Origin of the sequence: Labrenzia sp. CP4 (genome assembly GCF_001579905.1) — a bacterium.
Classification (GTDB): domain Bacteria; phylum Pseudomonadota; class Alphaproteobacteria; order Rhizobiales; family Stappiaceae; genus Roseibium; species Roseibium algicola.
Genome location: NZ_CP011927.1, coordinates 5395070 through 5421331, shown reverse-complemented (window position 1 = coordinate 5421331; position 26262 = coordinate 5395070). Strand labels below are relative to the sequence as shown.

Sequence of the window (26262 nt, the reverse complement as noted above, 5' to 3'; positions counted from 1 at the left end):
CTTACCGGCGGAGCGGGGCAATGGTTTTTACCGTGCAAGGAGCACTTCATGTCATTGGCGACAGTTACCGGTTTTTCCAGACGCCTCGGCCTGCTGGCGGGCGCCGTGGTTCTGGCTCTGGGCGCATTCGGCGCACCATCGCACGCGGCAGGCACGGCGGCCTGCGGCGAGGAAAAACCTTGCGACGTCACGAACGGCGAATATTTCATTCACCTGCCGGAGAACCGGCCGGCCGACAAGCCTCTGGGTGCAATCTTCTTCCTGCATGGCCATCGCGGCAAGGCCATCAACGAGATCCGCAACCAGAGCTTCCGCAAGATGGCGGACGATCTGGGTGTTGCCTTCGTTGCGGTTCAGGGCATGAACGGCACCTGGTCTTTCCCGACAGCGCCGCGCAATCTGCGGAACGAACCGGCGTTCTTCGACAGCGTCCTTCAGGACCTGTCCGACCGCTTCGGCATCGACCGAAGCCGCACCATGCTGTCCGGCTTTTCCTCCGGCGGTTTCATGACCTGGTACATGGCCTGCGAGGATTCCGGCATGTTTGCAGGATATGCGCCGATCGCGGGTGCCTTCTGGGAACCTTTGCCGCAGTCCTGCGTGACGGAGACCCCCTATCTCTTCCACGTGCATGGCACGTCGGACACGGTTGTGCCGCTGGAAGGACGCTGGCTTGGCGGGGGCAAGTGGAAACAGGGGGACGTTTTCAAGAGTTTCGACGTCTGGCGCCGCCAGGACGGTCTCTCTGAAACCGCGCCGAAGACCCATACCGAAGGCAACCTCACCTGTGAAACCTGGCAGCCTAAACACGGCTTCCTGGAGCTCTGCCTCCACGACGGTGGCCACAGCGTGAGCGCCAGCTGGATCAAACGCGCCTGGAACGAGCTTGCCGAGATGAAGGGCTGGACGACCTAGGCAAGAACGAGGCGTGCGCTGAGCCCAGTTGGACTTCACGGCATCCAAGGTCAACAAACCTCTCGAGGATGGGGAACGTCCTTCACATCTGCAGCCCCAAAATATCGAGCCATTCGTTATCCAAAGTCCGGATCTCGGCTCCGCCGCGTCCGGGATGACGACGGAGAGGGTTTTCTCGCGGCAGATCAGTTTCTATCCTATGTAACCCTATGAACATCCAGCCACCTCTCGTACCTTGGTCCAATTCGTCATGCCATGGCTTGACCATGGCATCCATGCCGTGTCCATGCCACCACTCACCGCTTTGCGGGATGTGAGGAAGCGGCATGGATTGCCGGATCAAATCCGGCAATGACGGAGAAGAGAGGAGCAAGAGACTTGCGGTTTGCTCTTTCTAGTCCCCTTTGAGTGGAGTGGTCAGGCGACGTTTCAGAACGCAAATCTCTCCTCCGTCATCCCGGACACAGCGGAGCGGAGATCCGGGATCGAAGAACCATCGAGGTTCAAATTCAGGGGATCCGACGGATAAGAAGAAGCATCCCGATCACAGTTCGCACTAGACCTTGCCGGAATGACGACAGAGAAAGTGATGTTTGTGGAGATGCCCTGTCCTGCCTGAACGTCCTCCCGGGCGAGCACCGCGAGACCCGGGCCTACTCGTTTCCAGGGCATCAATTGTCTTACAACCGCTTCTCCTGGCACTTAGGTGCGTTTATCCCGACACTCCCTTTGCCCGGTCTGGGCCATTCCTCTGCCTGTCAGACGTTCTTTTCCGAACGCCCCTCCTTCCCGTTTTCTAACGAGAAAGTGAGGCGGCTTGTCCGGGGGGCTGATGCTGGCTTGTTGACGGCGCCCATCAGCCTGTGGCCTTTACCGGGAAACGTCATTTTGAAGGTGAGCCTTGTCCCAGCCGTCTCCTGCCGCATCCGGCGCCTTGTCCGGCCTTGTTGTCCTCGACCTTTCCCGCATTCTCGCCGGACCGACCTGCACCCAGATCCTGGGCGATCTCGGTGCGGAGGTGATCAAGATCGAACGGCCGGGCCGGGGGGACGACACGCGCGGTTGGGGACCGCCCTTCCTGAAAGATGGTGAGGGCAGGGAGACCGGCGAAAGCGCCTACTACCTTTCCTCCAATCGCAACAAGGCGTCCGTCGCCATTGATCTCGCCAGCCCCGAAGGGCAGCGGCTAATTGCCGATCTGGCGGCAAAGGCCGACATTCTGGTAGAGAACTTCAAGGTCGGTGACCTGAAGCGGCGTGGGCTTGATTATGACACGCTGAAGGTCCGCAACCCGCGCCTGATATACTGTTCCATAACCGGCTTCGGGCAAACCGGCCCCTACGCACAGCGGGCAGGATATGATTTCCTGATCCAGGGCATGGGCGGGATCATGTCGCTGACAGGCTTTGCGGATGAGGACGGCGGCACGGAAACCAAGTGCGGTGTCGGCATTGCCGATGTCATGTGCGGGATGTATGCGACCGTCTCCATCCTCGCTGCACTCAACCACCGCAACAGCACCGGAGAAGGTCAGTCCATCGACATCTCGCTGCTGGATGCCCAGGTCTCCTGGCTGATCAACCAGGGTGTGGCCTATCTTACCTCTGGCAAGGTGCCGGGCCGCCTCGGCAACGGCCATCCCACCATCGTGCCCTACGAGACGTTTCCGGCAAGCGACCAGTCCTTCATTCTGGCGGTTGGCAATGACAGCCAGTTCGGCAAGTTCTGCAAGGTTGCCGGTGCGCCGGAACTGGCCGAAGATCCGCGTTATGCCAGAAATGCCGACCGGGTGCGCAACCGTGCGGAGCTGGTCCCGAAGATCCGCCGTCTGACAATCGAGAAGGCCGCGGCAGAGTGGATTGCCGAGCTTGAAGCTGAAGGCGTTCCCTGCGGCCCGGTGAACGATCTGGAACAGGTTTTTGCCGATCCGCAGGTGCTGGCACGCCAGATGCGGATCACCCTGCCGCATCCGCTTGGCGGCGACGTCGACCTGATCGGCTCGCCCATCAACCTGGAAAAGACGCCGGTTGCCTACCGCAGCGCGCCACCGCTTGTGGGAGCGGATACTGCGGATGTTCTGACCCGTCTGCTTGGACTTGGTGCAGACGCCCTTTCCGATCTTGCCGGCAGAGGCATTCTCGACTTCGGCCCAACCCCGCCAGACACGGCGACTGAAGGACACAGCAGCAAATGACCACCGGTGCGGATATCATCGCAGGCAAACTTCACGCGGCAGGCTGCCGTCACGCCTTCGGCATTCCGGGCGGCGAGGTGCTAGCCCTCATGCAGGCGCTGGACGAGGCGGGCCTCAACTTCTTGCTGGTGAAGCACGAGAATGCGGGTGGCTTCATGGCCGAAGGCGGCTGGCATGCCGACGGCGCGCCTGGCGTGCTTCTGGCAACGCTCGGGCCGGGGGCGGCCAATGCGGTCAACGTCGTTGCCAATGCCTGGCAGGACCGGGTGCCGCTGATCTTCCTCACCGGGTGTGTCGATCAGGGAGAGGCGGAAAGCTACACCCACCAGGTGTTCGATCATCAACAGTTGCTGCGACCCATCGTCAAGGCCAGCTTCTCCGCTCGCCTGGGCGCTCTGGACGTGATGATGGAAAAGGCGCTGGCCATCGCGCTCGACGGCCAGCCAGGCCCGGTGCACATCGACGTACCGATCCGTGTTGCCGAGGGGGACACACAGGAAGCCTGGAGCCGTGTGTTCCAGTCTTCACCGGTCGCAACCGCACCGGTGCCCGGCCCGGATCTCGACACTGCGCTGGACCTTTTCAGAAAGGCCGAACGGCCGATTGCGATCGCCGGTGTCGATGCCGTCAACGAGGCAGCTTCGGCTGCAATTTCCGAATTCTGCGAAGCGTTTCAAATTCCCCTTGTCACCAGCTACAAGGGCAAGGGCCTGCTTGACGAAAACAATCCGCTTGCCCTTGGCGGAGCCGGCCTCTCACCCAAGGCCGATGGCCTGCTGCTGCCGCTCATCAACAAGAGCGACTGCATTCTGCTGCTCGGTTTCGACCCCATCGAGATGCGCATCAACTGGCGCAATCCGTGGGATGCCGACGCGCCTGTGGTCGACATCACCCCGGTGCTGCGCACCCATGGCATGCACAGCGTACGGTCAACGCTGCGCAGCGCAGTGCAGCCGGCGCTTGATCTATTGGGCGCCGCGCGCCAGCCGGCAAAGCCCTCCTGGCCGGAAGGCGAACCTGCCGCCGTCCGGGCCGAGCTGGACAAGGCCTTCGCACCGGAAGCGTCCGGCTGGGGGCCGGGCACGGTCTTCCACACGCTGCGCGCGGCCTTGCCGGCTGACACGGTGGCAACCGCCGACAGCGGTGCTCACCGCATTCTCGTCAGCCAGATCTGGCGCTGTCCGATGCCTCGTCAGATGCTGCAGTCTTCCGCACTCTGCACCATGGGCTGCGCCGTGCCGCTGGCCATGGGCCACCGCGTGGTTGAAGGGGCGTCCCCTGTAATTGCCTTTGTCGGCGACGCAGGTCTGGAAATGTGCCTTGGTGAACTTTCCACCCTGCGTGACCTCAAGATCCCCGTCATCATCTGCGTGCTGGTCGACACAAGCCTGTCGCTGATCGAGTTGAAACAGCGCTCCAGCCAGCGCCCGAATGTGGGCGTGGATTTCGGCGAAACGGATTTCCCGGCCGTCGCCAGAGCCTATGGCGGCCACGGGGTGTGGGTGGAGGACGCAGAGACTTTGCACCGTGAGGCCGAGGACGCGCTCACCCGCGAAGGTTTCACCCTGCTGGCCTGCCGGATTGAGCGGCGGGCATATGACGGGACGTTTTAGAGAGGGTTAGACCCAGCTGAGATTTGCGCAATGTCTCTGGACGTCACGATTTGATCAGCCAGCGGAAGGCACCCCGGAGAAAGGCCTGGCCGTTTTTGGACACCGGGGTGCCGTGCGCAATCAGAACCCTCTTGCTGGGCCAGTCCAAGATTTGCCGCACGGCAAACCGGGCGGCATCCCGGTTCGTGAAAGCGAGCCGGAATTTCCGTGGAACGGAAGGCGTTTGCCTTGTCATCAGGTCGAGGCGGGCAACCAGGGCACGCCATCCCTTGAACCAGCCGGGTGAAAACTGCTGCAGCAGATCCGCGAAGATAGCCGTGCCGCTGGCCCGGTGGAACAGCACGGCTTCGCTGGTAATCCGGTTCCCTGGAACTACTACGACATCAATCTCTGCCTGCCAGCCGGGCACCGTGATGCCAGCGAGTTCGCCAGCGAAGACAAGATCAGGTCGCTTTCTACGCAGACCCGGTGGTGCGAGAATTGCGGCGTCGGGATAGGCCTGCTGCCATTCCGCAAGGAAGGTGTCATGCAGACTGTTCGGCGGAACGATGTATCGGACCGTGCCGAGCGCATCGACGGCAGAACCGAGCTCCGGAGAAAAGGCAACAGGCGACCAGACGACTAACCCTTCGCTGGAAAGGCGGATGATCGCCATGCGCGTGGGATAGTGAAATCCGGCAGCGGCTCTCACTGTTGGGCCTTCCGCAATCCAGATTTCCGGTCCGAATTCCTTGAGCATCGCTTGGCTCCATTTATTTACAAGAGTGTAAAATTACACTAGGGTATAAAAATGACAAGCCTGAAACGCACCGAGCGCTCGCGCGCACTCATCCTCGATGCTGCGGAAATCGCGTTTCGCGAACTTGGGTTCGAAGGGGCTACGGTTCATGTGATTGCCGAGCGCGCAGGGCTGACGCGCAAGACCGTCTATAATCTCTTCGGGTCGAAGGAAGACATTGCTCTCAGCCTCATAGCGCGGGTGGAAGCCCGGGACACAGACTATCGTGACCGCATGGCCGAGGGGCAGCATGCGGTAACGTTGCTCGAAGCGGTGCTGATAGACAGTGCCCGTTGGTGCATGGCCAACCCCGCAGTGGCGCGGCTTGCACTGGTGCCGGTTCAAAGACCTTCCCTCGAGCCACCGTCAGACCGCCCCTCGTTTCAGGGGCTCGTGCGGGACATCCTAGCTCTCGGCCAGGCCCAGGGGCTGATACGCAAGGATGAAGGACCGGAATTCATGGCCCTGATCGTACTGGGTGTCTATGGACAGGCCATGCTGAACGGTTTGCAGGTTGGCGTGGTTCCAGAAGCAGACATCCGCAAGATTGTGCGTCTTGTGGTGGAGGGCATTGGCGGAGTGACTGCCTGATGCATCCATGTGTAGCGACGCTGCCATTATTACTTAGTTCGCTAGCCTCCACGACGGGGCGAATTTTAATCAGTCTGGCAAGAAACCCTTAACCATCGAGCCTGAAACCGCCTGCCAAGCATTGTTACCCACTATCGGTGGTCGTGGGTGTCACACAATTTCCCCTATTCGCTGTGTCTGATTCACTTTCTGTGGGAGGAGGAGTGATTGATGACGGAGAAGCGTGCCAGAACTGGCTACCCCTCTTTGGTGGTGGCCATATGTGGTTTTGTTGCACTTGGAGGTTTGATTGCGGTGCTCAGTGCCTGGTCGTTCGTCGGCCAGCGGCTGAAGGAAAGCCGCGACGCTGCACTTGCGGAAGCCGTCTCGGTCAGGGCCAGGGGTGTTGGGCTGGATTTTGCCCGGGAACTTCACCAGGATTGGCGCAATCTTCGGCTTGTTGCGGTTGATATGACAGGGCGCGGCGAGCCTGCCGTCAGAACAGCATTGGATCTGATCGTCGCCGAAAAGGAGCGTATCTCCTGGGCCGGTCTTGCGTCGGTCGATGGAAAGGTCCTGACGGCCTCATCAGGCATGCTGGAAGGCGCCGATGTTTCTTCTCGTCCGTGGTTCACGAATGGACTTGGAGGAGATTTCGCCGGGGATGTTCATCCGGCCGTTCTTCTGGCGGAGCTGCTGCCACCCATTGGAAACGAGCCTCGCCGCTTTCTCGATATGGCAACGCCTGTAACGGATGAATTCGGGTTGGTCGAAGGGGTGTTGGCCTTCCATATCAATCACCACTGGGTCGAGCAGTACCTGACTGAAACCGCCCATTCCATGGGGCTGGATGTCTATGTGATCGACCGGACAGGGAACATCGTTGCACGAACAGATGGCCTTTCCGAGCCGATCGACAAGCTGCAGAGTTTTCGGTCCGCAATGACCGGTGCTCGGCAAACCGGGGTGGAGAAATGGCCGGACGGCGCAACTTACTTCACGACCGTGATCCCGGTGCTCGGCTATGCGGACCTGCCCGCATTCGGCTGGAGCATGATCGCGCGCATCAACAACACTGCGCACCCCATCGGCGAATTCACGAACCTTTTCATCGTCTACTTCGTGACCCTCGGCATCGTCCTTGCCGCTCTTACGGCCTTGTTCATCCTGATTTTCGTTCGCCCTTTTCGCAAACTGGCAAAAACCGCCAGGGCTGTCATGCGCGGTGAGGACATCTATCCCTATGAAGCAAGGACCACGGCGGAAGCGAGCGTGCTGAGTGCGGCTGTCGCACGGTTACAAAACAAGATGCAGTCGTAAGATCTTGTGCTGTCAGCGCTGTGGCGCTGACAGTCTTTGTGCAAGGTCGCCAAGCAACGCGCGGTACCGGGTTTTGGTTACGCCCGGGGCTTCTCCCGTTGTGTAGAAGCGGCGTAGCAGGGCTTCATGCTGTTCCGGTTGCGGCTCCAGCAGGAGGCGGGCGCCGTCGTCGTCCGGCATCGTCACAATGGCATTGACGATGCCAACACCGTCGATTTCGATCCGGACCGGGGTATCGTCGTGTATGGCCGCACCTCGGATCCTGACGGAGTTCTGCGTCAATCCCACGATCCAGACCCGGGTACTGCCAATGTCTGAATGAAGAATGGCCCGTTCGGGTTTGTCCTGGAAATGGATCTCGCGCCTGGGAAGTTCCGCACAGACAATCATCGTCACGCCAAGGACAATCAGGTTGTAGAACGTCCAGAACATGATCACGAGCTTGCCATCGCCCGCGTCATTATACGCAAAGTGGTCGGAGATGATGCCAAGCAGCAAGCCGACAATGGTCAGCAGGAAGAACGTGCCGAAGAGGGCAATCAAGCGCCACTGAACGACCACCCGGCTTCTGTCGCCGCCTTTTGCGGTCACCGAGAAGGGATGTCCCTTCGGAAAGAACAGTCCCGTGAAGGCAGCCCTGGTAATCGGCACTGCGCCGAGCAGCTGGCTGATGTCGTTGACGATCGGAACGACCAGGCCTCCGGACACAAAGTTCAAGGTGATCAGGATCCAGAGGTAATAGGTGCCGAAATAGCGCAGCACTTCCTGCAAGGTCGCATCGACGACCATGATGTTGAAGTACCAGTAGAGCAGCGGGTAAACAAGGATTGCGATCCGGAACGGAAAGTTCGTCGTCCAGTAAAGCACGCTGTCGATCACGCTCCACCGATCGGCAAGTCCCAAGCGATTATTGGAAAAGGGGCCGAACCGGCTGCGGGCGATCTGCATCATGCCGAGGCACCATCTGGCGCGCTGGCTGATGTATTCCTTGAGACCTTCCGGTGCGAGGCCCTCGGAGAGGGCTTCATTCAGGTAGACCGTGTTGTAACCGGCGTCCTTCAGGCAAAGCGTCAGAAGGAAATCCTCTGTAATGCTTTCCGTCGAAAACCATCCGATTTTCTGAAGCGCGTTCCAGCGGATGACGGAAGAGGTTCCGCAACAAAAGGCAATGCCCCAGGCATCACGCGACGGCTGCAGGTAGTCGAAGAAAAAGCGTTGTTCGTCCGGATAGGACCGGCTGAGGCCGAGATTGTGCTGGATCGGATCCGAGTTGAAGAAATGTTGCGGCGTTTGAACCAGTCCCACCTTTTCATCCTTGAGAAGAGCGACCGTTCTTTTCAGGAAATTGCTGTGTGGAACGAAGTCTGCATCAAGGACGGCAATGAAACTGGGCGCTGTATCTTCTTCGGCCATTTGGCGAAGCGCATGGTTCATGTTGCCTGCCTTGGCCCCCGTGTTTTCGGGCCGGCTGACGTAGGTAACCCCTTGCGCGACACAGTAGTCCTTCAGCCAGTCGCGCCTGCTGTCATCAAGCACATGGACGCTGAAATCCGGATAATCGAGGGCAAGTGCTCCAACGATCGTCCGTTCCAGAACGTCCCGCTCTTCGTTGTAGGTGGGAATGAGAACCGCCACCTTTGGAGCGGGCTCGGGTTCCCACCAGTCTTGCTGCCGGTCCGCCTCCTGCTTGCGGTCGCGGTGCCTCGACAGGATAAGAAATGCACTGAGCGAGGACAGGCACGCTGCGCATTCGATCGCGAAGAAGGACCAGCTTGCGAGGCAGTCGAAGGTCAGATCCAGCGGTGCGAGCGTGTAGGCGGCGCGCCAATACAGATACCGCGCTGTCAGCACGGCGCAGACTGCAAAGAGCAGGGCCCTGTGCCAGGTTTTTTCCCGGGACAGAAGCAAAGGAACAAGCATTCCAAGCGCCAGCACAAGGTTGAGCTGCACGATGCTGGAAACGGTGTCGCTTAGGTAAAGGACCGGGAACATCTCAGAGCCAGAGGGTGCGCAGGAAATCGAGAGGTCTTGCTTCGAAGAAAACCCGGCCCGTCCTTCCGATCGCACAGGCGAGTGCGGGATCTTCGCGGATTGCGGGTACGACAAGCGTCACGTCGAAGCGCTGCAGGTGTCTTTCGCTGGGCGCAACGGCAAGGTTTCGGTAAATCGTCTCTGCCCCGGAACCGGCCAGACGCGTGATCGTACCCTCCAGAACCTTCTGGTCGTTGCTCACGCGAAACTTGGCAAGGTCTCCGATCTTGAGGCGGTTATAGACGGATTCCGCGACACTCAAGGTGATGATCGTGGAGGTGCAATTCACCAGGCGCATCAATGGCTCGCCTCGTTCAACCGTCTCGCCGTTTGCCGTCAGCACTTCCCAAACGGTTCCGTCGACGTTCGAAATGAGTTTCGAGGAGGCCAGCCGGTTCACTCTCAGCCGCTCGACATTGATGCGATTGTCCAAGGCCTTTGCCTTTTCCTTTTCCGCATTGAGCAAGGCCTGGTTTTCGGATTGTTCCAGTGTCAGTTCCGAAATGCGTTGTTCGGAGTAGGGAGCATCATTGTAACCATCGCCCAGAAACGTTCCGTCTTGAGCCGCCTGCAGTTCGATCTCGACAACGGCCGCCCGCTGGCGTGCACTTTCCAGATCCTGCGCTGCAACCCTTTGCGTCGCTCTGATCCGCTCGAAGGAGGCTGAAGCCTCCAGGCCGCGATCTGTCAGCTGTTTGGAGCGCTGGAAAGCTGCCTCCGCCTCATCCCCCCTGGCTTCGGCGGCACCGATTTCGAAGGTCAAGGCACGCAGCTCCGCTTGAAGCTGCAGGATCCGCTGCTGCTGATAGCGCTCCGATCTCGCCTGCAAATCACTGACGGACTGTTCAATCGCGGCTATCACGGTCGACAGTCGGTCGACCTCGGCTGTCGCAAACGCCTTTTCGCGGATCATGTCGTTGAGGTAGATGTTGTCGACAAGGGGATCATCGATCGACCCCAGTTGTTCACCCTCCGCTACAGACGATCCGAGCAGCCGGTGCTCCAGCGTCAGTTGTCCGGCTGTCGGCGCCCGTACCGTTGTGAGCCTTGCATTGATAACCGCATCTGCGCTGGTGCCTGACAACTGCTCCCCTGCAATCACAAACCCCGCGGCGACGATGACCAGGCCTGCTAGCAACAATCTCAGAATCCGCATCTGACCTCTCAAATGAGTCTGTCGAGAAGGAATGCCCCCAGCGCAAACTCCCGTATCGCGTGAAGCGTGTAAAGGGAGCTTCTTTGCATTAGTTAATATCCCGGGCCTGTGGAAAGAATACCAATCTATTCAATCGACAAGGGGACTTAAGCGAATTCGATCAAAGGTTGTGGAGGGAGGGAAATCGAAGCATTCCCGCATCCCGTGGCGCATGAGCGAGGCACGTCCTGATCCCGAAGGACAGTTTTGCAGACCCTTCAAACCGACCTGACTTCACAGGTTTTCTGGCAATTGCAGCGGTTTAAGACGCAGGGCAGTTCAAGCGTCAATTCATTGAGTATCGTCTTCTTGTAATCAGCCCGCCCGTGCGGCGTTCCAATCCGCAAGGTGCCGCAGGATTGGCACCAGGGCGAGGCCATCGCGTGTCAATGAATAGCCGGTTGCAACATGTGCCGATCGGGACACCAACCCATCTTTTTCAAGTTCGCGCATTGCTCGAACGAGCACTCGACGGCTTGCAAATTCTAGGCGGCGCTGAATGTCCGGTAGGCCGCTATCCTTCTCGGACAGTACAATCAGGATCGACGCTTTCCACTGTCCGCTCACGGTCTGGAGGCCGGCTGCAAGATCACACCATCCATGAAGATTGCCCCGGTTTCGCTCCTGGATCGTCGACCAGGTCCGGCGGCCTGTGTCAAAATTGTCAGACTGGTCCATGCGCGGGAAACTCCGATAGGTGTCTCCCGAAACATGGAGACCACGCGATGTCAGTACAAGTTTTCACCGGATTTCATCACTCTGCGATCCGCTCCCCGGACCTTCAGCGTTCCGTTTCCTTTTATGAGGAAATCGGTTTCCACCAGGTGCACGACTGGAGACTGCCGAGCTATGGCATCGATCGCGCGGTAATGATGCAGGCACCCGACAGGAAAAGCTGGGTCGAATTGTTCGACCTGAGGGCCGAGATCCCGATGCAAGGTGTTGGTGCGCAGCAGGGGCAAAAGGTTTCGACAGGTGCGCTCGCGCACCTCTGCCTGAGCGTGACGGATCTTGATCAGGCTTGCGTGCGGATTGTCGAAGCCGGTGCGAGGCATCTGCACGGCCCGGAAGCACTGACACTTGGCCAACCCGAAGTGCGGGTTCGCAACGCAATCTTTGAAGGGCCGGCCGGCGAGATCATCGAACTCTTGCAGACCGTTAGCTTCCCCGGTGATCGCTAGGTTTGGATAGCTCTCGGGAGATCGCGTCGCCCATTAATCCCGCCCGTTGTCCCAGGCCTTGAGCTGGTCCACGGCCCGTTTGGGGCCAAGGGTCAGGCGGTAGAAGTCGAAGAGACCCGGACGCACCGAGGCGAAAAAGTAATTGAAGTGAAGCGCAAAGAAGCGAAAGCGCAGGTAGCGAAACCTCTTTGCGGTCATTCGGTCCGGAATGCACACGCTGTACCGTCTGGGTTCCGGCAACGTCTCGCCCGATTTGTTCGGCTGCGCATAACGCGCCACAGGCGTGGTGCGGCCACCGCAGAGCGGGTCATGCGGGCCGTAAAGATCCGTCCAGTCGACACCGGACCGTGCCACCGCCGTCATGGCATCACCAAAGCCGTCTTGCGCCCCGAACCCGCCGAGGCAATCGAAAGCCGGTCCCATCGTGACAAAAGAGAAGCCGCCGGGGCGCCGAACGATGTCCGGCTGCCGGCGCAGGACAGCTGCAAGAATGTAGATCGCCACGAACGTTCCACAGCTGTGCGACACGAACACCAGGTCGGTATCTTCGTCCGCTTCTGCGGCTGCGGCAACGATGAGGTCGGCGCTTTCTTCGATACGGGCAAGCATTTCGGGGTGGTTGTTCCGGGCAAGCCGGGCCATGAAGTGCCAGCTGTTGACCAGGTACCGGAAGTAGGACTTGGGTTCCAGCCAGGTCATGAGCAGGTAAACCGCGAGCATCCACGCCGCGCTGCCTCCCAGCAACACGGACCAGGCGATTTCTTCGGCATGGCCTTGCCGAACCGCTGCGCCCACATTGCGCAGAATGACCGGTGCCAGAAGAATGGGTGGCAGCAGGCTGGCCAGGAAATAGAGAAGCAGTCCTACGGGGGGATAAAGACAGAAGACCCCATGCGCCCAGTTGCTTTTCAATGCAGCCCGATATCCGCCCGCCTGGGCGATCATCATGAAGGACCGGATGGCATCTGCAATCGTGCGCGGCCAGGAGCGCCGAAAATCGGCCTTGATGACGTCCCGCCAGCCAAGCTGCACAAACGTTGTCTCGACACGGCTGTCCGGCCAGTCGACATGCCCGCTCCAACTGGCCGTGGTGCCGCCGGGATCAAGACCTTCGCTGAGCTGGGAAAGGGCACCGTTCACCTTCCGGATCTTCAGGAAGGTGTCGAACTCCTTGCGGAGCAACGGGAAGCAGTAACGGGCCGGACGCAAATCATAGCCAGGAAAATAGATCACCAGTCGGTTCAGGCGGTTCTTTATTTTTCTCTCCTGACAATACTGCTCGTTTAACCGGTCTTTGCGAGCCGGCTATTATTCTTGTTCGGACAGGCTCCATCGACTTCCCCAGCCTGCGGATCCAGCATGCACCAAACGACATGGAGGCGGCACCTGGCAAGGTCTGTTCCCCTCTTTGCCCACTGGACTTTCGTTTCGCCGTCACTATGCTGCACCTGCGAAAAGAAACCCCGGGCGGGAAACGGGGTCGCGGGAGGATGAAACAGATGATCATCTGCCGGACGAAGGCGGAGATGCGCGAAGCCGTGCGAGGCTGGAAACGCGCGGGTGAAACCGTCGGGGTGGTGCCGACAATGGGCTATCTGCATGAGGGCCATCTCGGCCTCGTGCGCATGGCGCGGCAAAAGGCAGACCGCGTTGTTGCCACCATTTTCGTCAACCCCACCCAGTTTGGCGCCAATGAGGATCTGTCGACCTATCCGCGTGATGAAGCGCGTGATCTGGCGCTTCTGGAGGCGGAAGGCACCGACGCCGTGTTTCTGCCGAGCGTTGAGGAAATGTACGGCGCCGGCGGAGATACCTTCGTCGAGGTTCCGGGCCTCTCCGCCATATTGCAGGGCGCTCTCAGGCCCGGTCATTTCCGGGGTGTCTCTACGGTCGTCACCAAGCTCTTCAACATTGTCACGCCGGATTTCGCTGTCTTCGGCGAGAAGGACTATCAGCAGCTCACCTTGATCCGGCAGATGGTTCGCGATCTTGACATGCCGCTGGAAATCGTGCCGCACAAGACAGTGCGTGAGGCAGACGGGCTCGCGATGTCGTCGCGCAACGTTCGCCTGACGGCGGAGCACCGGGCCGACGCTGTCCAGCTCAGCCGGTCGCTCAGCGCTGCGGAGGAACTCGCGAAATCGGCCCCGGCAATTTCGGTGCTGGAAGCTGTTGTCCGCAAAAGCCTTGCCGAAGCGCCCTCGGGAAAGGTGGAAAGCGTCGACATTCGCGATGCGGAAACCCTTGAAGAGCTTTCCGGCATGCTTGACCGCCCGGCCGTGGTGCTGCTGGCCGTGCGCTTCGGCACTGTTCTCCTGATCGACCAGCGGGTGATTGCACCCGCCACCTGATAATCCGTCTCAAGCCCCTTATCGAAAGGACGCCGCATGAGCACCCAGAAACCCGTTCGCCGCATCACGGCCCCGCAGATCACCCGCCGTAAGGGCGGTGATCCCATCGTCTCGCTGACCTCCTATCACGCGCATACGGCGGCCATCGTCGACAAATACGCCGATTTCATCCTGGTCGGTGACAGCCTCGGCATGGTCATGCACGGCATGGAATCCACCGTCGGCGTCTCGCTGGAACTGATGATCATGCACGGCAAGGCCGTGGTACGCGGCACCAGCCGGGCGCTGGTGGTGGTCGACATGCCCTTCGGCACCTATGAGGAAAGCCCTTCGGTCGCCTTCCGCAACGCTGCCCGCGTGATGAAGGAAACCCAGTGCGGGGCCGTAAAGCTTGAAGGTGGCGCCCGCATGGCCGAAACCATCCGCTTCCTGAGCGAGCGAGGCATTCCGGTGATGGCCCACATCGGCCTGACACCGCAATCGGTCAACGTCATGGGCGGTTTCAAGACACAAGGGCGCGACGAGGACAGCTGGGCCAGCCACGAAGAAGACGCAAGAGCCGTTGCCGAGGCAGGCGCTTTCGCGCTGGTTCTGGAAGGTATGGTCGAGCCGCTGGCGGCGAGGATCACCAAACAGATCGCGATCCCGACCATCGGCATCGGAGCGTCCGCGGAGTGCGACGGTCAGATCCTGGTGCTGGAGGACATGCTCGGCCTTAACCCGACGCCGCCGAAATTCGTCAAGGTCTATGGCAATCTCGGTGGCCAGATCGAGGCTGCGGTGAAAGCCTATTCGGAAGAGGTCAAGGACCGCAGCTTCCCCGGTGAGAGCGAAGTGTACCGGTAGAGGCCAGTTTCTCACCTCTCGGCTTGTCATCCCGGTCACAGTGAAACGGAGATCCGGGATCGGGCGTCCGTGCCTTGCCTTTTGTGCGCGTGCCCGCGTCGTTCTCCGGTGGCTCTCCGATCCTGGCTCGGGCTGACGCTTGGCCGGGATGACGATGGGTAGGGTTCGCCATGGTGTGTCACGAAATATCTGGCCGCGTGATTTCTCACCACTCGGTTGGTCATCCCGGACGCAGTGAAACGGAGATCCGGGATCGGGGCGCCTGTGCCTTGCCTTTTGAAGGCGTGCTTGCACCGACCGCCGGTGGCTCTCCGATCCCGGCTCGCGCTGCGCTTGGCCGGGATGACGACGGAGTGGGTTTGCCATGGTGTTTCACGAAATATCTGGCCGCGTGACTTCTCACCTCTCGGTTGGTCATCCCGGACGCAGTGAAACGGGGATCCGGGATCGGGGCGCCTGTGCCTTGCCTTTTGAACGCGTGCCCACGCCGTGCGCCGGTGGCTCTCTGATCCTGGCTCGGGCTGACGCTTGGCCGGGATGACGATGGAAAGGTTTGTTTTCCGGCGCTATCCGATGGAATGAAATTAACGCCCGATTTCCGGCTGCAATGAATTCTGGCCGAGCGTAAAGTCGGGTCATGCTTATGACCCGACCCAGTTTCGAAACGCTCTATGAAGCGCTTCTGAACCGTGATCCGTCCTACGACGGACGCGTTTTTGTCTGTGTAGCTTCTACCGGAATTTTCTGCCGGCTGACCTGCCCGGCGCGTAAGCCGAAGCGGGAGAACTGCACCTTCCATGACACCGTGTCCGAATGTTTTGACGCCGGCTTCCGCCCTTGCAAGCGCTGCCGTCCGACCACGCCGGAGGCCACTGCCGACCCGGTGGTGAAACCGTTGATCGAGGCACTGGAAAAGCGTCCATCCTACCGCTGGGGCGAACCGGATCTCGTGCGCATGGGGTTCGACCCCTCAACGGTGCGCCGGGCCTTCAAGCGGCATTTCGGCATGACCTTTCTGGAAATGGCGCGCCAGCGGCGCCTGCAGGAAGGGTTCTCGACGCTTGCCGACGGCGGCAAGGTGATCGATGCGCAGATCACGGCCGGGTTCGACTCGCCGAGCGCGTTTCGCGAAGCCTTTGCCAGGATTCTTGGCCAGTCTCCCGGGGTCTTTTCCGCCAAGCCCCTGCTTTTCGCCGACTGGGTGGCATCGCCGCTCGGTCCGCTGATTGCCGTCACCGACAGGACCCAGCTGCATCTGTTGGAATTTCTCGACCGAAAGGCCTTTCCGACAGAGTTCAGGAAGCTGCAGACCTACGCCAAGGGTGAGATCGGCTTTGGGCGAACGGAGGTCACCGACCAGATCCAGGGAGAACTCGATCGTTTCTTTGCCGGAACCGGCGGCCAATTCCAGACAAGGCTTGCCCTTCACGGTTCTGCCTTCACGCGGGATGTCTGGCGCGAGCTGCTGACCATTCCGCCTGGCGAGACCCGCAGCTATTCCGAACTGGCAAGGGCGCTGGGGAGGCCGGAAGCTGTGCGGGCGGTTGCCCGGGCCAACGGGGCCAACCAACTGGCTCTCGTCGTGCCGTGCCACAGGGTGATCGGCGCGGACGGCTCCCTCACCGGGTATGGTGGGGGGCTCTGGCGCAAGCAACGCCTGATCGAACTGGAGCAGAGCTACCGGCAGACCCCTGCTGCTTGACGGTGCTCGCCTTGCCCTCGTTTTGGTTCGGCGTGTTAGTGGTCGAAGCGGACTGGCACCTGCATGTTCATGCGCGCAACACGAATATCACCCGGAAACTTGGGCATGGGCGAAGCCCTGCGCACCATGTCGAGCGCGGCCTGGTCCAGCACCGGGTGCCCGGAAGACCGGGTCACGCGAATACCGGAAACAGCACCGTTGGATGAAATCGTGAAGCCGACACTCACCGTTCCCTCCAGTCTCTGACGTTTCGCTTCACGGGGATAACGTTTTGCGCGGCGCAGTTTGGCCACCACCTTGCCCTGATAGTTGGACGTTGCTCTGGTGCCGCCATCATTGGTACGGGCATTCGCCCGGCCATTGGTGTTGGATTTTGCGTTCTGGCTGGTGACGCGTTCACCACCCTTTCGGGCGCTGGTTTCCGCACCCTTCCTCTGCGCTTTCACAACCTTCCTGGCTTTTTCCCGCTCTTCGGTCTTGGGGGCTTCCGCATTTCGCACGGGCGGCTTGGGTTTGCGGTTCGGTGTCTGCGTGACCTCGGCCAGCGGATCGGCAACAGGCTGTTGCACTTCGGTTTGCAGGTCCACCGGCTGAACAGTCTCGACCGGTGCGGCTGGCTCCACCCGTGCAATTTCGACAGGTTTTTGCTCCGGTGCCGGCTCGACTGGCTCTACTGGCGGCTTGACCGGTTCCGGTGTGACACTGCCCTGCAACGTTTCGGACGCCGTCGCCACCTCCGGCGTTGTCGCCGGCGCTTTCACCGGTTCCAATGAAGTAACGCCTGTGACCATCGGAACGGACGGAGCAGGTTCTGAAGCTGGCGTGTCAGGCACTGCCTCGGCAACGGCCGGGCTTGGCTGCACTTCTACCGGTCTCACCGGCGTGCCGGACCGCACCTCGGGCTTTGCGGTGTCCACCTGTACTTCTTCGATTGGCTCTACGTCCGGCTTCACGTCCTCGACAGGCTGAGGATCGGCTACGGCATCCACTTGTGCTCCGGCTACAAGATCCTCGATGGACCCGATCACCGAAACGCCGCCGCCTTCAGAAGCTGCAATGGAGATCTCATTCGGATCTTTCGCGAAAAAGGCGGCGCCGGTGCCGTGCAGCACCAGAGAAAGGATGGCCCCGGCAGCCAGGAAACGCGCGAAACTCACTTCGAGCCTCTTCTTGTTATGAGCACGATGTCGGTGCGTCCGGCATCCTTCAGCTCGCGCAACACCTTTTCCAGGGCGTCCGCCTTCAGCGTGCCGTCCGCAGCCACCTTGATCGGGCCGTCAGTGCCGCCTGGCTCTTCCTGCTGCGCAAGCCAGTCGGCAACGTCGACTTCAGCCTCTCCGGCAAAGGTGCGGCCTTGCGGGTCAACAATGAGTGCGCCGGTGGACCGGATGGTCTCGTCTTCCAGTATGTTCAGCGGCGGTTCGATTTTCCTGGCATCGTCCCGGGCAACCGACCCTGCAAACAGGAAGAAGATCAGCATCAGGAAAACGACGTTGATCAGCGGAATGGTGTTTTCCGGCGGTTCGCGGCGCTGTGGGGATTTCGTGCGCATGAGGTCACCTATTGTCCCGTCACCAGAACGCTCTTCAGCCCGCTTCTGCGAACCTCGGACATGACATCAACCACGTCCTGGACGTTTGCATCCGGGCCGGACCAGATCGCGACGACACTGTTTTCCTTGAGCGCGGAAAACAGTTCCGCCATGTCCGCCTTCATCAGGGGGCGGCCATTCAGGTCCAGCTTTTCCGACGTGTGAATACGCAGGTAGGCGGGCCTTTGCGCCGCGCCGCCACCTTCAGCGCCGCTGGAAATGTCCAGCGACTGGTACCGTGTGAAGCTGGACGCCAGCATGAAGAACAGCAGCAGCAGGAAGATGACGTCGATCAGCGAGGTCAGGCCGACGGGCTTGCGCCGCACTCTTGCTTTAAACTGCATGCCTCGTCTCCGAAGCCTCCAGGGCCACGATCCGGGCCGCACCGCGTTCGGCGATCGCCCCGGTGAAGAACGCCGTGACCAGCGCTTCCATCTCGGATTGCTCCGCCTCGATACGGCTGTCAAACCAGCCGACAATGGCCGACACGGGTATTGCGACCGAAAGACCGACGGCGGTTGTCAGCAAGGCTACCCAAATACCGCCGGCGAGAACGGAAGGGTCCACCGCCGCGCCGGCGCCCTGCATGGCCTGAAAGGCCTCGATCATGCCGAGTACCGTCCCCAGAAGGCCGATCAGCGGTGCTGTCTGCGCGATCATGTCGAGCGGGCGAAGGTATGCCCTCAGCGTGTTGATCCGCTGAATGCAGATCCGCTCGACGTCTTCTTTCAGAAGCTCGGTCCTGGTTTCGCTGCGAGCGCTGCCCTGCACGAGCTTCAGCATGATGTCGGCAACCACGGATTTTCCACCGGCCGCCATCGTTTTCGCTTCCTGAGGCCGGCCGTCCAGCCAAAGGTCCAACGCCTTGCGGGCGGTACCGAAACGGCCGACACCCAGATACAGGAACTGCAGCAGCTTGGCGGCAATCAGCGCTGCCGCCACCAGGGAAAGGGCAAGCAGGAACAACACCACCGGGCCGCCCTGATCGACGAGGCCGGTCAACGGAGACAGGAAGTGCGGCAGGGCCGCGGTAGGGACATCAGGCATTTTGATCACGCTTGGGTTTTCATCAGAGGATCAGGTCGATTTCCGACCGCGAGTCGATCCGCAGCAGCGGCAGGCAGTCCTGTTGGGCGGTGTCCTGAAGGTCACAGGCGCGCACCTCGTTCACAAGGACGCGAGAGATGCCGGTACAGTCTCCCTTGGCAACGTCATATTGCCGGACACGCGTCTTGCCGGTGGGGAGATCGCCGAAGTCGATCGCCGCATAGCCGGAAACGCCGTCGGACGTGTCGAACATCACCAGGTCGAGGCCAAGGGCGTTGACGGGTGTTGGCAAGGTGTTGCGGATGACGAAGGTCAACCGGCAGGACCCGTCGACCGTCTCCGCATCGTTCAACTGGACAGAGATCGCTTCGCTTGTCTTGGAGGCGGTTTGAGACGCTGCCTGAGACGCCGATTGCGCGTTGGCTGCGGCAGCAAACTGACTGCTCAGCATCAAGGCGAGCGCAACCGCCCGAACCGGCGCCGAAACCAAAGATCTCTTCATCCCTTCGCTCTCCCGTAGCGGCTCGCGGCCTGGTTCCTGATAAGAACCTCGGCCGCGCGCCATTCGAGTTAAAGACTTGTCTCCAGGGCAGCACGTGGGTGGCATCGGCGAAGCCGGATGGGGGTATCAATCCGCGAAAAGGGCTGTCCTGTCGGGACGCACGAAACGCACGATTGGCTTTCAGAACTGCTGGAGATTTTTGAAGGCTGAGGCGGTCTGCGCGATCATCATCAAGACCGTCGCTGCCCTGGCTAATCGATCTTTACACCGAAAGCAGCGGGGGAGGGAACCGGTCCGGATTAAAAAAGTTGAATTTTTAGTTCAGAATTTAAACGGGTCACAGGCGATGCCGGGACACAGACCATTTCAGCGCCTGCCAGGCGAGCCCACGGGCCGCAGAGTTGCCGTCCTGAAGTACCTTTCAGAGCACTCGTCAGAAGACTGGTAGATGAAGGTCGGCGGAATGGAGAGCGCTTGTGGGCGCAGCTAAACCCGATCGAAGCACGCAAGCCGCCAGTTCGCTGCTGACCCTTGGCGGATGAGCCGTTGCCAGTCGTCCGTTGCCATCGATCGCCGAAATGACAGAAAGCAAACCAAGTCTGTCTCTCTCGAGAGCAACGGCATCGCGGCAAGCGTCAATTCTCTTCTCGTTATACCCGAATTGAAAGAGAGTGGATTTACAGGTCACATTTAGAGTTTATCTTGCGGCGAACCAAAAATATTCGCCCAAATGGTCTGCCATCAATCCGGATCAGTTTCCATTGGGCATATCAGTAAAGGGAGCGGCATGCCTCTGATCAATTACGTAACCCGGGTCCAGTTCGGTTTTGGCGAGCTTGCCACGTTGAAGGAGGAACTGGCGCTCGCCGGAATTTCGCGCCCGCTCGTAGTGACGGACAAGGGCGTGCGCGGGCTCGGATTTCTCGACAAGATAGAAGCCGTCTTCGGCAAGGAGCTGGCAGGCGTTTACGACGAAACCCCCGGCAACCCGAATGAGGCGGCCGTCCGTGTCGCGACGGACTTGTTCAAAGAGGTTGAAGCCGACGGAATTATCGCCATAGGTGGCGGATCGGCGATCGATCTCGCAAAGGCAGTTGCCATCCTCGCCGCACATGGTGGCGCCCTGAAGACCTATGCGGTCATCGAGGGTGGCCTGCAAAAAATCACGGCCAAGACCTGGCCGACCATCGCTATTCCGACAACGTCAGGCACGGGTAGCGAAGTCGGACGCGGGGCGATTGTGATACTGGATGATGGCCGAAAAGTCGGCTTGCTGTCTCCATTCCTTGTTCCGAAAGCCGCTATTGTCGATCCGGAATTGACCATGACGCTGCCGCCCGTTTTGACCGCAGCCACCGGAATGGACGCTATCTCGCACTGCATCGAGACCTATCTTGCCCCATCCTTCAATCCGCCGGCAGACGGCATCGCACTTGAAGGACTGCGCCGCGCCTGGGCGAATATCCGCAAGGCGACAGAAACACCGGATGACAAGGACGCCCGCGCCAACATGGCAATCGCCGCAACCATGGGCGCCATGGCCTTCCAAAAAGGGCTGGGCTGTGTGCACAGCCTCAGTCATGCGCTCGGCGGGCTCAATCCGAAGCTGCACCACGGCACCTTGAACGCGGTGTTCATGCCTGCGGTTCTGGAATTCAACAAGGCGGCCCCGACATCCGTCAGCGAGAACAAATATGCCAGGATGGCCGATGCGATGGGTCTGGCTACCGGAACGGATATCGGAGCGGCCATCAAGGAGATGACGGCGGCCATCGGTTTGCCCGTCAGCCTGTCGGAGCTGGGTGTTTCGGAAGATCTCTTCGACCGCATCATTCAGGGGGCATTGGCCGACCACAGCCACAAGACCAACCCCATTGACGCAACCGCCGACGACTATTTCAGGATGCTGCAAGCTTCTTATTGACAGCGGGTGTTGGGACCGTCTCTGAAACTCCCTTGAGCGATCTCCGGACCACAGCACCGCCCAGTATCGCCCAGAACCGATGTGTCGGTGTTTATGGAAGCTGGTGGTCCGGAATGCGTCCCCATTTTGGACGTTCGTCGGCTTTCCGTTTGCTCCCAAAAGCCATCATTCATCGCATACGGATTGAACTCACAAGTTGGGCGTGGAATGACCGTTCATTTCGCGTCGGGTGAAGGTGTTATGGGTAGGACCTTCTAAACCTCTCCAGGTGCGCTATTTTCAAAGGCAGGGAGTTACCGACAATGCGCGGATCACATATATTGGTCTGAAGCATGAGCGACCAGAAAGAGACCGGAGACTGATGTGTCACCAAGTAAGGGCCGCGTTGAAAGACTGATTGATAGGATAGGCGCAGAATTTCAGTCTCATCTCATCGACTTGCGGAATACCTCCACAGTCTTTGATATTCAAGACGGCGCCGTTCAAAAGATGATCTCACGCGAAGCGCCATTTGGTGTCATTGGGATCAAGATCCTGGTGCGTAATCCCGGAGACATAAATCGTCTTTTTGAGCACCAATGGAATTTCAGTATTGGGATCACCGGATGTGAATTCACGCTTTTGGATGTCGATTACCAGAACGACGTTTTGGTTGGTGATACGAATTCAGCCGAATTCGTTGGGCACGAACACATTGCCTACAAGTCGGTTGAACACATGATTGCCTTTCATGGCGATGAGTTCGGCATAGGAAAGGTCTTCATCGAAAAAATTGGCACTTTCTGCCCCAGCCTGCTTGAAAAGCCACCATTGTTTTTTCGAATGCCGCGCAGGGCACCACCCGCCTACAGATACACAGAAGCACCCCAGGCCATTCGCGAGGAGGTGGGCCTATCGCTTGATGGCGGCATGCTTCTGATTGAGGCGATGATCAAAGAACATGGGATTGCCCCTTATACGATCCTTCTGTCCTTCCATTCTGACGAAAACTTCTGGCTGGTTGACCTCCCAGAAACGCTTGTCGACCGTTACCAGCATGGCCTGATTGATCCGAGCCTTGGTGAACACCATTCAAATCTTGAGGTTGGGGTATCCATTACAGCGGAAGCCCTGAGGAACAGGGTTCGGCAGAAGCCAAACAGCGCTGAGCGTGATAACGGCGTCTTTTTCTCCATGTCCGGAAGCGGTTCTGCGTCAGGCTATTTGAACGGATTGAATTGACTTTCTGTTGGCTGGGGTCATCTCAGTTGCAGTGAGAAGGCGCGCAATTCCCGACAACCTACTCTCTGACACGATCCGGACCTTGGCTGCGTGGCGCACCAATGTCCGCATTGTTAATCGCTGCGGCCATTATCCGACGGTCCGCTGCCGTTCATCGGTGGAACTGCATGCTGCGCGCCGGCCCGCCATACCACCCATCCGCTGCTGCGTTATCTACCTCACTGCCAAGGCCCACTTAGGGGACTTAGCTGACATTTGAAATCCGCCCAGATACTCTTGTCGAACGTTTTTCAGCAAGGGTTCGAATGCATGAGCAATGGATACGCGCTACTTGCTGCTGAGATATCCAGATGGCCTTCAATGAATGAACTGGCGAGCATTTTTAGGTCTGATGGCTACACCGTCATTGAAGGAAAGTTCTCGTTAAGGTTGGCGGACTTCAATCACTTTGTTTTCAGAGAATTAGGTGGCGATCTGAGTCTTGGTTCTGTAAGCGCCGATCACAGGTCGACCGAAGAACTTGTGGCCTTCTCTCACCGTGTGTCGAGGACACTTGCGAACTCGGGTATTAGACACCGTTTCGAAGTGTATTCGGAAAAGGAAGAACTGGCAGCTTACATGCACCATAATTGGCCGAAAGACCGGTAGGTTTGGGCTCCAAGCAGCCTTTCGCCGTCGTGACGCGCGTATCCCTATCTCGTGGTGCTGGTCGACACAAACGGCCTATTCCGGACATTCACCTTCGATTGGTTCAATGGCGGCTTCGCGGCCCCACATAGGTCGTTTAGTTCCGTATGCAAGTTTCCCTGAAGCAGACATAGGCAGCGCAACTCCTGTCGGGAATTGATTTGAATTCCAGCAGCTAACATTCGATGTCTTTTAAGAGGTAAGCCACTTAGGAAGTGATTGACCGCGAACTGTTGAACAACACTCCGTTCGTGTATTTGAGGCCGCTGTCACAAGCGACTGTAACGACGGTGGCGGTCGATCCGAGTTCTTTTGCGAGTTCGATTGCTGCCAGCACGTTTATTCCAGTCGATGTTCCGGCGAAGATGCCTTCTTCGCTCGCCAGGCGCTGACATACAACGCGGGCCTCGGTCTCCAGCACGCTGCGTGCGTCTTGGTTGCCACCTACGCCTCAAGCGATAAGCAGCGATGCTTCAGGTTGCAGCTGAAATAGTGCGGCATGAGCATAATTTGGACAGATTGTGGAAAGACCGGGCCTGCCACGGCCAGAATGATGGGTTGATCGATAGGCCAACCTTAAAAACAAAAAATTTCAATGTCTTGGAAAGAGAAATGGCGGACAGAGAGGGATTCGAACCCTCGATACGGTTGCCCGTATACACGCGTTCCAGGCGTGCGCCTTCAACCACTCGGCCACCTGTCCGTCGCAAGCGTCACCCGCTTGAGTGGGGCGCAATATACCCATGGCGCGATCAAGTGCAAGCACTTGAACAAGTTTTTTTTTCGGTGCCTCGCCGCTGTGGATTGTCGAGGGGTTGCGGGGCTCGGACGAGCTGCAAAAAACGGCTGTAACGTGCCATGCAGCCGGCAATGCCTGGACCGAAAAAATCTTTCCTGTCGTGGCAGTACCAAGGCGGTTTGTCTGCGGTTGGAGGCTGGCCGGGCGCATGTGTGGCCGCGCAGAATCAGCGTCTGGTGTTTTCGAGGGTCGAGAGACGTCTCGCAGGCAAGGTCATGGCATGGCTCAGTCTCTGTGCGGGAAGATAACCTCGCTTGGGGTTCGGCGTTGCGATAGGCCGGGGAGACGAGGTGGCCACGGTGTGACACAGGTCTGAGCAGGCGGCTTTGTGCTTGCGTATTCGGGAAATGCTGCACTGCAACTAACGCGCTGCCTGAATTAATTTCGAAGCATTTGAAACGAAAACACTTGCGAAAGCCGGGAACCAAAGTCACAAGAATGTGTTGAATATCAAATCTTGTTCCTGCGCGGGGTGATATTACCCTAAAGGAATGCTCAACATCCGGCGGCTACTATTTGAAGGCCTGACTGGAGCGAGCGCTCCGTTTAATATTTTGGCGAAGCTGAAAGCAAAGCGATGATCAGTGTTTTGAAGTTTTTATTCCGCATCCTCGGCTACGGCTTTGTCGCCGTCGCCATTATTGCCGGCATTTCCGATGCAAGTTCTTCCATTGCCCTGTCCGAAATCCGTCTGGCCCAGCTTGGCCAGGTCTGGCAGAACCTGTCGCCTGCCTCTCTCGAAATGGCGGAAGCCCACATCGTGGCGTCTTTTGATCCGACGGTCTGGCAGACCCTGAAAGAGACTGTCCTGACCTGGCCGGTCTGGGCGGTCTTCGCTCCGATCGGCCTGGCGCTGCTTTGGCTGGGAGCCAAGCGCCGCAGCCAGCGTGCGCTTTACGCCTGACACGGTTTCTTGCAGCACCAGACGAGGTGTCGCAAAACGGCAGTTTCCGCTCACACGCGAACACCGTTGCGTGACGGGCCTCTTGGAAAGCGGGCGCAGCTGCGCCACATTAGCTCCTGAAATAAGCCGACTGCTTCCCGGGCATCCTCGAGAAGCTTTGTCGGCATGTGTGGGAGAAAGCCATGTCGTTCATGACGATGCTGACCAAGAAATTTTCGCTGCCGGCCAAGGACGAGGCCCTGCCGGGGCGTTCCGAGGCGATCCGGCCGGCCGAGCCGCATTTCGTCAACGGACGGCCGCTCGCAGGCCCCTATCCGGACAACATGAAAACCCTTGTGGTCGGAATGGGCTGCTTCTGGGGCGCTGAACGCCTGTTCTGGCAGCTGCCTGGTGTCTATGTCACCGCGGTTGGCTACGCGGGTGGATATACGCCCAACCCGACCTACCATGAAACCTGCACCGGGCGTACGGGCCACACGGAAGTGGTCCTGGTCGTTTATGACCCGGCGGAGATTTCCCTCGGAGATCTTCTGAAGGTCTTCTGGGAAAATCACGACCCGACCCAGGGCATGCGCCAGGGCAATGATACGGGTACCCAGTATCGCTCGGCCGTCTACGTGAGCGAAGGCGACGACCTTGCCGGAGCCGAACAGTCGAGGCAAGCCTATCAGGCCGCCCTGAAGGCCGGCGGCGTGGCAAGCACCATCACGACGGAAATCCGGGAGCTGGATACCTTCTATTTCGCCGAGGATTACCATCAGCAGTATCTGGCCAAGAACCCGGCCGGCTATTGCGGGATCGGCGGCACGGGCATCTCGTGCCCGGTCGGGCTGGGCCAGACCGCCTGAAGGCAATCCGATCGCTAGCTTGGTTCCGGTTGAGTTCAAGACG

At 59.3% G+C, this 26262-nt stretch carries 23 protein-coding genes and 1 tRNA gene; 13 read left to right on the top strand and 11 right to left on the bottom strand.

All coding sequences use genetic code 11. The annotated features are described in order from the left end of the window. Window positions 1-48 precede the first annotated feature (48 nt). The 3 genes from ACP90_RS24860 (at window position 49) to ACP90_RS24845 (ending at window position 4722) form a co-directional block, all read left to right on the top strand. The gene (locus ACP90_RS24860) at window positions 49-915 is read left to right on the top strand and encodes a poly(3-hydroxybutyrate) depolymerase (protein ID WP_208993402.1); all 867 of its coding nucleotides are present in this window, start codon (window positions 49-51) and stop codon (window positions 913-915) included. A 901-nt stretch (window positions 916-1816) separates the two neighbouring features. After that, a complete protein-coding gene (locus tag ACP90_RS24850; RefSeq protein WP_062490636.1) occupies window positions 1817-3109 on the top strand; it encodes a CoA transferase in 1293 nt (430 codons plus the stop codon). Next, window positions 3106-4722 carry a thiamine pyrophosphate-binding protein gene (locus ACP90_RS24845; RefSeq protein ID WP_062490634.1) on the top strand — a complete coding sequence of 539 codons (1617 nt, stop codon included), beginning with the start codon at window positions 3106-3108 and terminating at the stop codon, window positions 4720-4722. The genes ACP90_RS24850 and ACP90_RS24845 overlap by 4 nt, the downstream gene beginning before the upstream one ends. A gap of 43 nt (window positions 4723-4765) precedes the next feature. Here the strand turns inward: ACP90_RS24845 and ACP90_RS24840 are convergent, their stop codons facing one another. Beyond that, on the bottom strand, window positions 4766-5461 hold the full coding sequence (locus tag ACP90_RS24840; RefSeq protein WP_062490633.1) for a DUF4336 domain-containing protein: 696 nt from the start codon (window positions 5459-5461) through the stop codon (window positions 4766-4768). A gap of 51 nt (window positions 5462-5512) precedes the next feature. On the opposite strand from ACP90_RS24840, the gene ACP90_RS24835 reads away from it, so the two are divergent. Together ACP90_RS24835 and ACP90_RS24830 are read left to right on the top strand one after the other, a co-directional pair. Then, window positions 5513-6091, top strand: coding sequence for a TetR/AcrR family transcriptional regulator (locus ACP90_RS24835; protein ID WP_082809845.1), 579 nt, complete (start codon window positions 5513-5515; stop codon window positions 6089-6091). A 210-nt stretch (window positions 6092-6301) separates the two neighbouring features. After that, window positions 6302-7390 carry a cache domain-containing protein gene (locus tag ACP90_RS24830; RefSeq protein WP_062490630.1) on the top strand — a complete coding sequence of 363 codons (1089 nt, stop codon included), beginning with the start codon at window positions 6302-6304 and terminating at the stop codon, window positions 7388-7390. A 12-nt stretch (window positions 7391-7402) separates the two neighbouring features. Here the strand turns inward: ACP90_RS24830 and ACP90_RS24825 are convergent, their stop codons facing one another. From ACP90_RS24825 to ACP90_RS28925, 3 genes are all read right to left on the bottom strand, one after another. Then, entirely contained in the window at window positions 7403-9382 is a 1980-nt protein-coding gene (locus tag ACP90_RS24825; protein ID WP_062490628.1) for a cellulose synthase catalytic subunit, read from the bottom strand. 1 nt (window position 9383) lies between these two features. Beyond that, entirely contained in the window at window positions 9384-10577 is a 1194-nt protein-coding gene (locus ACP90_RS24820; RefSeq protein WP_022999655.1) for an HlyD family efflux transporter periplasmic adaptor subunit, read from the bottom strand. Between the two features lie 354 nt (window positions 10578-10931). Next, window positions 10932-11294 carry a helix-turn-helix domain-containing protein gene (locus ACP90_RS28925; protein ID WP_062490626.1) on the bottom strand — a complete coding sequence of 121 codons (363 nt, stop codon included), beginning with the start codon at window positions 11292-11294 and terminating at the stop codon, window positions 10932-10934. 47 nt (window positions 11295-11341) lie between these two features. Between ACP90_RS28925 and ACP90_RS24810 the strand changes: the two genes are divergently transcribed. Then, on the top strand, window positions 11342-11797 hold the full coding sequence (locus tag ACP90_RS24810; protein ID WP_062490624.1) for a VOC family protein: 456 nt from the start codon (window positions 11342-11344) through the stop codon (window positions 11795-11797). Window positions 11798-11830: 33 nt separating this feature from the next. Here ACP90_RS24810 and ACP90_RS24805 read toward each other — a convergent pair whose 3' ends face one another. Continuing rightward, window positions 11831-13030, bottom strand: a complete 1200-nt coding sequence (locus ACP90_RS24805) for a hypothetical protein (RefSeq protein ID WP_145915835.1) — start codon at window positions 13028-13030, stop codon at window positions 11831-11833. Window positions 13031-13296: 266 nt separating this feature from the next. Between ACP90_RS24805 and panC the strand changes: the two genes are divergently transcribed. From panC to ACP90_RS24790, 3 genes are all read left to right on the top strand, one after another. After that, window positions 13297-14148, top strand: a complete 852-nt coding sequence (panC, locus tag ACP90_RS24800; protein WP_062491972.1) for a pantoate--beta-alanine ligase — start codon at window positions 13297-13299, stop codon at window positions 14146-14148. A gap of 36 nt (window positions 14149-14184) precedes the next feature. Continuing rightward, the gene (gene panB, locus ACP90_RS24795; protein ID WP_022999661.1) at window positions 14185-14994 is read left to right on the top strand and encodes a 3-methyl-2-oxobutanoate hydroxymethyltransferase; all 810 of its coding nucleotides are present in this window, start codon (window positions 14185-14187) and stop codon (window positions 14992-14994) included. 637 nt (window positions 14995-15631) lie between these two features. Next, window positions 15632-16696: a trifunctional transcriptional activator/DNA repair protein Ada/methylated-DNA--[protein]-cysteine S-methyltransferase gene (locus ACP90_RS24790; RefSeq protein WP_062490619.1), complete on the top strand. Its 1065-nt coding sequence runs from the start codon at window positions 15632-15634 to the stop codon at window positions 16694-16696. A 35-nt stretch (window positions 16697-16731) separates the two neighbouring features. Here ACP90_RS24790 and ACP90_RS24785 read toward each other — a convergent pair whose 3' ends face one another. Genes ACP90_RS24785 through ACP90_RS24765 form a run of 5 tightly spaced genes read right to left on the bottom strand, consistent with a single transcriptional unit; the run spans window position 16732 to window position 19836 of the window. Next, window positions 16732-17853, bottom strand: a complete 1122-nt coding sequence (locus ACP90_RS24785; RefSeq protein ID WP_062490617.1) for a TonB family protein — start codon at window positions 17851-17853, stop codon at window positions 16732-16734. Beyond that, entirely contained in the window at window positions 17850-18248 is a 399-nt protein-coding gene (locus ACP90_RS24780; RefSeq protein ID WP_062490616.1) for a biopolymer transporter ExbD, read from the bottom strand. Before ACP90_RS24780 ends, ACP90_RS24785 begins: the two co-directional genes overlap by 4 nt. Before the next feature lie 8 nt (window positions 18249-18256). Continuing rightward, window positions 18257-18631 (bottom strand): biopolymer transporter ExbD, encoded by a 375-nt coding sequence (locus tag ACP90_RS24775; RefSeq protein WP_062490614.1) that lies wholly within the window; start codon window positions 18629-18631, stop codon window positions 18257-18259. Next, window positions 18621-19334, bottom strand: a complete 714-nt coding sequence (locus ACP90_RS24770; RefSeq protein WP_055659325.1) for a MotA/TolQ/ExbB proton channel family protein — start codon at window positions 19332-19334, stop codon at window positions 18621-18623. Before ACP90_RS24770 ends, ACP90_RS24775 begins: the two co-directional genes overlap by 11 nt. Window positions 19335-19356: 22 nt before the next feature. Continuing rightward, on the bottom strand, window positions 19357-19836 hold the full coding sequence (locus ACP90_RS24765) for a hypothetical protein (RefSeq protein ID WP_062491970.1): 480 nt from the start codon (window positions 19834-19836) through the stop codon (window positions 19357-19359). Window positions 19837-20623: 787 nt separating this feature from the next. Here ACP90_RS24765 and ACP90_RS24755 point away from each other — a divergent pair. Both ACP90_RS24755 and ACP90_RS24750 read left to right on the top strand, forming a co-directional pair. After that, window positions 20624-21760: an iron-containing alcohol dehydrogenase gene (locus ACP90_RS24755; RefSeq protein ID WP_062490612.1), complete on the top strand. Its 1137-nt coding sequence runs from the start codon at window positions 20624-20626 to the stop codon at window positions 21758-21760. 363 nt (window positions 21761-22123) lie between these two features. Further along, window positions 22124-22981 (top strand): hypothetical protein, encoded by an 858-nt coding sequence (locus tag ACP90_RS24750; protein WP_145915834.1) that lies wholly within the window; start codon window positions 22124-22126, stop codon window positions 22979-22981. Between the two features lie 1300 nt (window positions 22982-24281). Here ACP90_RS24750 and ACP90_RS24735 read toward each other — a convergent pair. Further along, window positions 24282-24371: transfer RNA gene (locus ACP90_RS24735), tRNA-Ser, on the bottom strand. Between the two features lie 673 nt (window positions 24372-25044). On the opposite strand from ACP90_RS24735, the gene ACP90_RS24730 reads away from it, so the two are divergent. Both ACP90_RS24730 and msrA read left to right on the top strand, forming a co-directional pair. Then, window positions 25045-25371 (top strand): hypothetical protein, encoded by a 327-nt coding sequence (locus ACP90_RS24730; RefSeq protein ID WP_022999671.1) that lies wholly within the window; start codon window positions 25045-25047, stop codon window positions 25369-25371. Window positions 25372-25553: 182 nt separating this feature from the next. After that, complete coding sequence (gene msrA, locus ACP90_RS24725) at window positions 25554-26219, top strand: peptide-methionine (S)-S-oxide reductase MsrA (RefSeq protein ID WP_162493105.1); 666 nt, start codon at window positions 25554-25556, stop codon at window positions 26217-26219. Window positions 26220-26262: the final 43 nt, after the last annotated feature.